A 1,081-nucleotide genomic window follows, 5' to 3' on the forward strand; every position below is an offset into this window, starting at 1 on the left:
GGGCCGGGCCGCCGGGTGGGCCGGCCGGATGCGCCACAGGCACACCGCCGACCACAGGAACGTCACGGCGTCGAGCGCGAGCCCGAGCGCCGCCGTCAGCCACTGCGCCAGCAGACCACCCAGGCCGGGGCCCGCGACGTTCGCCGCGGACTCCGTACCGAACAGGCGCGCGTTGGCCGGCTCGAGCTGGTCCGCGGGCACCACCTCGGGCAGGAACACCTGGTAGGCGGTGCGGAAGAACACGGTGCACACCCCGCCCACCATGGCGACCACGGTGAGCTGGACCAGGGTGAGGATCCCGAGCGCGAACGCCACGGGCACGCTCGCGAGCGAGACGGCGGCGGCCAGGTTGGCGGCGATCATCACCGGCCGGGCCGGGAGCCGGTCGACCCAGGCCCCCACCGGCAGCCCGACGACCAGCCAGGGCAGCCACGCGGCCGCGGTGATCAGGCCCATCCAGGCCGGACCGGCGTCGAGCTGCGTCACGGCGAGCAGCGGCAGCAGGGCCGACGTCGTCGCGTTGCCGACCACGCTCACGCCCTCCCCCAGCCAGAGGAGGCCGAAGGCCCGGTTGCGGGTCAGGGGAACGGCAGGCTCAGAGGGCGCGGTCGACGTCGTCATGCCAGCAGGCTATATGTACAAGCACTCTTGTACAATGACTCTTGCAGGATCGCTCCTGGGCCGGACTACGGGCGGGACGGGAAGGCCCGCGCGAACAGGAAGACGTGCTCGGCGCGCTCCCCGGCCGCCTTCTCGTCCGACGCCGGTGCGCTCCGCCGCTCCTTCCAGCGCAGCACCACCTCGTTGATCTCGGCGCTCAGCTGCTCCAGCTCGCCGGGGGTCAGGCGCAGCCAGCTGTCGGTGGAGAGCTCGGCCCGGCTCCACTCGTCGTCCTGCTCGGACCGCTCCAGCCAGGCCCGGGCCCGCTCGACCTGGCGCGCCAGCATGAACTCCTCGGCAGCCACGGCCTGCCGCTGGCTCTCCGCGTCCGGGGGCAGGGTCGACCGGCCCCACGTGATGGACCGCGCCGCCCGCCGCCACCAGCGCTCGCGCCGGTCACGGGCCAGCTCCGGCGCCTCCT

The 1,081-nt window shown here is 74.2% G+C and carries 2 protein-coding genes; both read right to left on the minus strand.

The window, feature by feature from the left end; translation table 11 throughout:
• On the minus strand, positions 1 to 621 hold a 621-nt coding region (locus tag PROKR_RS14520; protein WP_036964379.1), incomplete at its 3' end, for an MFS transporter.
• A 65-nt stretch (positions 622 to 686) separates the two neighbouring features.
• A partial coding sequence (locus tag PROKR_RS14525; RefSeq protein WP_036964380.1) for a hypothetical protein occupies positions 687 to 1,081 on the minus strand: 395 nt, incomplete at its 5' end.

The sequence above is a fragment of the Promicromonospora kroppenstedtii DSM 19349 genome (assembly GCF_000515355.1).
Classification (GTDB): domain Bacteria; phylum Actinomycetota; class Actinomycetes; order Actinomycetales; family Cellulomonadaceae; genus Promicromonospora; species Promicromonospora kroppenstedtii.